We start from the raw sequence: 4,621 nt of genomic DNA, 5'->3' as shown, positions 1-4,621 counted from the left end.
ACGAGCGTGACTTGCTGCTGGCCGACAAGTAGGGGGAAAAGACCTTCGGGAGAAGGAAGGCGGGACTCCGTCTAACACGATCACCCTTCGGGGGAGCGGGGCTGCCAGCTCCCTCTTGGCTCATGAGGAATGCATTGATTTTTTGGCGTCAACTCTTGTATAGTGGCTCGATGCCCCACGCAAAAGGAAGGACTTATGGTACGCACAATTCTCACGTATCCGGACCCGGAGCTTAAGAAACGCTCCAACCCGGTCACCGTCATCACCGACAAGACGCGCGAGCTGGTCCGGGACATGGCGGAAACCATGTACGCTGCCCCCGGCGTCGGCCTGGCCGCTCCCCAGATCGGGGTGCACCAGCGGGTCATCGTGATCGACGTCTCCACCCAGGAGGACAAGCCGGAGCTGATCGTCGCCATCAACCCGGAGATCGTCCACGCCGAAGGCGAGGCCTTCGAGGAGGAGGGATGCCTCTCCATCCCCAAGTTCTCCGCCAACGTCCGTCGGCATGCCCGCGTGGTGGTCAAGGCGCTCAACCTGGACGGTGAGGAGCTCACCTACCGCTGCGACGACCTTTTGGCCATCGCCTTCCAGCACGAGATCGACCACCTGGACGGCATTCTCTTCATAGACCATCTCTCCCCGCTCAAGAAGGGGATCTTCCGCAAGCGCTATCTGCGCGCGCAGGAGGATGCAAAGGAGCATCATAAATGACCGGTATGCGCATCGTCTTCATGGGAACTCCCGAATTCGCCTGTCCCACGTTGCGTACGCTGATCGAGAGGGGGGAACAGGTGGTGGCCGTGGTCACCCAGCCGGACCGCCCGAAGGGGCGCGGGCAGCAGATGCTCCCCCCGCCGGTCAAGGTGCTCGCCGAACAGCACGGCATCCCGGTCATGCAGCCGGTCAAGGTGCGCCACCCGGAGCACATCGAGGAGATCAGGGCGCTCAAACCGGACCTGATCGTGGTGGTCGCCTTCGGCCAGATCCTTCCCAAGGCACTGCTCGACATCCCCACCCATGGCTGCATCAACGTGCACGCCTCGCTCTTGCCGCGCTACCGCGGTGCGGCACCGCTCAACTGGTGCATCATCAACGGCGAGGCCGAGACCGGTGTCACCACCATGATGATGGACGTCGGGCTCGATACCGGTGACATGCTCTTGAAGCGCGCCACCCCCATCGACCCCGACGAGGATACCAGCTCCCTGCACGACCGCCTCTCCCAGATCGGCGCGGACCTGTTGGGCGAGACCCTCGACGAGCTGGCGGCCGGTCGGCTCACCCCGGAGAAGCAGGACGACACCCTCACCTGCTACGCTTCCATGCTCAAGAAGGAAGACGGGGAGATCGACTGGAGCAAGGACGCCGCCACCGTCAAGAACCTGGTGCGCGGCATGACCCCGTGGCCCGGCGCCTACAGCCACCTGGACGACAAGTTCCTCAAGGTCTACCGGGTGCAGACCGCGGCGGGGAAGGGCGCTCCCGGCGAGGTACTGAAGGCGGGCCGCGACGGCATCGAGGTCGCCTGCGGCAACGGAAGCGTGCTGATCCTCGAGCTGCAGCTGGAAGGTAAAAAACGACTGCCGGCGGCCGATTTCCTGGCCGGCTGCAGGCTGGAACCGGGGCTGGTCCTCGGCAAGAAGGGGTAGTCTTTTCATGCAGAACGCTGAACATCACAAGCCGCCCCAGAAGAGGCTGTTCGTGGCCCTGATGGGGGTCACCTGCATCCTGGTGGTGGGGCTCATATATCTCGGCTGGTACATCCCGACCAAGGGGCTCGCCAACATCCATCCCGACCTGCCGCGCTGGACCGGCATGTTCTTCGTGATCGTCTCCGGCGTCGCCCTTTTCGGGACGGCGCTGCTGGTCCTGACCACCGCGCTCGGCAAGGACATCCTGTTCACCAAGTTCATGAGGGGCGTGGTCATCAAGTTCCTGCTGCCGCTCATCGAGATGATCGGCAGGCTGTGCGGCATCTCCAAGGACACCATCCGCCAGTCTTTCGTGGCGATGAACAATTCCCTGGTCATCTCCCAGCGACTGAAGATCAAGCCGGACCGCATCCTGATCCTGCTACCGCACTGCCTGCAGTTGGCCGACTGCGAGATCAAGGTCACCGGGGACATCAACAAGTGCGTGGGGTGCGGACGCTGCGATATCATGGGGCTTGCCCGCGTCGGCAGGAAGTACAACGTCGACATCTCGGTGGCCACCGGCGGCACCCTGGCCCGCAAGGTCATCATCGAGAAGCGCCCCAAGCTGGTGCTGGCGGTCGCCTGCGAGCGCGACCTCACCTCCGGCATCAAGGACTGCTACCCCCTGCCGGTCATCGGCGTCCTCAACGACCGCCCCTTCGGCCCCTGCTTCAACACCCAGGTGGATGTGGACAAGATCGAGGAGGCGCTCGCCGCGGTGCTGTTGTAGCAAGCCAGAAAAGGTGAGCCACGCGGGACCGCCCCTACGGAGATGGTTGTTTTCATGGCAATCACGGAAATCCCTGAAAAAGGTTCAGCCAGGTGGGCAGCCTCCCTGTTTTTTCTGCTTCTGATCCTTCTGCAGATAATCCTTGCCGGCCCCTGTGCGGCGGCTGAGATCACCGACTACCGGGTCATCCGGCAGCCGATGACGGATGCGGCGGGGGGGCTGCGGGTGGCAATCAGGAGCTTCAAGTCCAACGGGGTTCCTCACCTGCTGGTGGTGGACCCCGTCTCCCTCAAAACCTCCGATCTCCCCGCCTCGGCGCTGAATCCCGCTTCGACACCTCCCGGCGCCAAGCTGCACTCCTCCCCGTACCTGCAGGCCATCGAGACCTACACCGGCGCCCCCTACCGGCTGCAAAACGGCGGCGCGACCCGGGCCCAATCGGCGGCCGACGGTGTCTTCCTGACCGTGGATCTCTGCCCCTCCAAGCGTCCCTTCGAGTACCAGCTTTTCGAGGCTGTGGAGAGGCTCGGCCAGGGGAGCCCGGTGCCGGTGGCGATCTGCATCACCGGCATCTGGTTGATCAACCACCCGGAGGAGCTGGCCTACCTGAAGAAGCAGGTGGCGGCGGGGAAGCTGGCCATCACCTGGGTCAACCACTCCTACCACCATACCTACGATCCCAAGGCGCCGCTGGAGCGCAACTTCGTGCTGACGCCGGGAACCGATTTCATGGAGGAGGTGCTGGGGCTGGAGCGGGAACTGTTGGCCCATGACTTGGTCCCTTCCCCCTTCTTCCGTTACCCTGGGCTTGTTTCCGACGCCAAGACCATGCGGCAGCTGGGTCTGCTGTCTCTGATCCCGATCGGTGCAGACGCCTGGCTGGCCAAGGGGGAGACGCCGCGCGACGGTAGCTTCATCCTGGTGCACGGTAACGGCAACGAGCCCAAGGGGATCAAACTGGTGCTGCCGATGCTGAGCGGGAAGGAACTCCGGCTGCGGCCGCTGCCGGCGGCCTTCATCCCATGATCGTCCCTCTCCGCCGCCTTCATCCCGTGATCATCGCTGACCGTCCCTCGAGCGACTCCGCCTACCGTCTCCTTCTCAGGGGGAGAGGGTGGCCGAAGGCCGGGTGAGGGCGTGGTCTTCAGCCTCCCTCACCCCCAGCCCCTCTCCCCTGAAGGGGCGAGGGGGGAGACGTTCACTATGAAAATAACAGTCTTCATCCTGATGCTTTCCCTGTTCCCGACCATGATGACCTTCGCCGACGATACCCCCCGCTATGTAACGGCCATCTCGCCGACACCGGTTCTTAATACTCCCGAATTTCACAAGTTCTTCTCCGGCAGCTTCAGGCTCGACCCCTGTGTGGGGGTGCGCCCCGTCGAGTTCGTGGCGCTCACCGGCACCCTGTTCCGCGTCGAGGGGGAGCGGCAGGACCACGGCGTCACTATCTACCGGGTGACCAGCTCCGATTATCCCTATCGATCCAAGACAGGCTTCTTCGTAGATGCACGTTTCGTCAAGGAGGTCGCGGGAGGGCCGCACGAGCGGACGCGCACGCTTCCCGAGTTGGAGGTGGTGCAGCAGAGGCTTTTGGCTGCCGTGGGCAAGCCGTACGTCTGGGGGGGGAATGTCAAGGAAGGGGTGCCGCTGTTAAGGGAACTCTACCCCCAGGGGGACCCGCTGGCCGGGGTGGACTGCTCCGGGCTTCTCTACCAGGCGACCGACGGCTTCACACCGCGGAACACCTCGGCGCTCACCTCCTATGGGGAGGCGGTGCGGGTGGCGGGGCTTTCTGCCGACCAGATCGCGCAACGGCTTAAACCGCTCGACCTGATCGTCTACAAGGGGCACGTGATGATTGTGCTGGATGACAGTTCCATCATCCAGAGCACCATGGGGTGCGGTGGGGGCGCGATGGGGGTGCACCTCTCCGAGATCCGGGAGACGCTGCGCCACCTCATGAAGCGCAGGCAGCCGGTCGACCTCTTTCCTTCGGGTGCCGCCGGAGCCAAGTCTTTCGTCGTCAGGAGATGGTTCAGCCGCTAAAGGCGGGATCGGTCATGGAGGAGATGGTCGCCTCCTTCTCGGCCGCCACCAGGTCGTTGCGGGGGAGCAACTCCTCGCTGCTGGGGAGCGGGCCGTCGGGGACGATGTCCAGGAAGATTTCCACCACCTCGGGGTCGAGCGCCTC

At 63.9% G+C, this 4,621-nt stretch carries 5 protein-coding genes; all 5 read left to right on the top strand.

All coding sequences use genetic code 11. The features are described from left to right. Positions 1-195: 195 nt before the first annotated feature. The 5 genes from def (at position 196) to VJ604_RS18450 (ending at position 4,476) form a co-directional block, all read left to right on the top strand. Positions 196-714, top strand: coding sequence for a peptide deformylase (gene def, locus VJ604_RS18470; protein ID WP_324085041.1), 519 nt, complete (start codon positions 196-198; stop codon positions 712-714). Further along, positions 711-1,652 carry a methionyl-tRNA formyltransferase gene (fmt, locus tag VJ604_RS18465; RefSeq protein WP_324085040.1) on the top strand — a complete coding sequence of 314 codons (942 nt, stop codon included), beginning with the start codon at positions 711-713 and terminating at the stop codon, positions 1,650-1,652. The genes def and fmt overlap by 4 nt, the downstream gene beginning before the upstream one ends. 7 nt (positions 1,653-1,659) lie before the next feature. Further along, positions 1,660-2,427, top strand: coding sequence for a DUF116 domain-containing protein (locus VJ604_RS18460; protein ID WP_324085038.1), 768 nt, complete (start codon positions 1,660-1,662; stop codon positions 2,425-2,427). A gap of 54 nt (positions 2,428-2,481) precedes the next feature. Further along, positions 2,482-3,453 carry a polysaccharide deacetylase family protein gene (locus tag VJ604_RS18455; RefSeq protein WP_324085036.1) on the top strand — a complete coding sequence of 324 codons (972 nt, stop codon included), beginning with the start codon at positions 2,482-2,484 and terminating at the stop codon, positions 3,451-3,453. 177 nt (positions 3,454-3,630) lie between these two features. Continuing rightward, complete coding sequence (locus VJ604_RS18450) at positions 3,631-4,476, top strand: NlpC/P60 family protein (protein ID WP_324085034.1); 846 nt, start codon at positions 3,631-3,633, stop codon at positions 4,474-4,476. Positions 4,477-4,621 lie beyond the last annotated feature (145 nt).

The organism is Geomonas sp., assembly GCF_035254065.1.
Lineage (GTDB): Bacteria > Desulfobacterota > Desulfuromonadia > Geobacterales > Geobacteraceae > Geomonas.
This window is presented reverse-complemented; position numbering and strand designations above follow the sequence as displayed.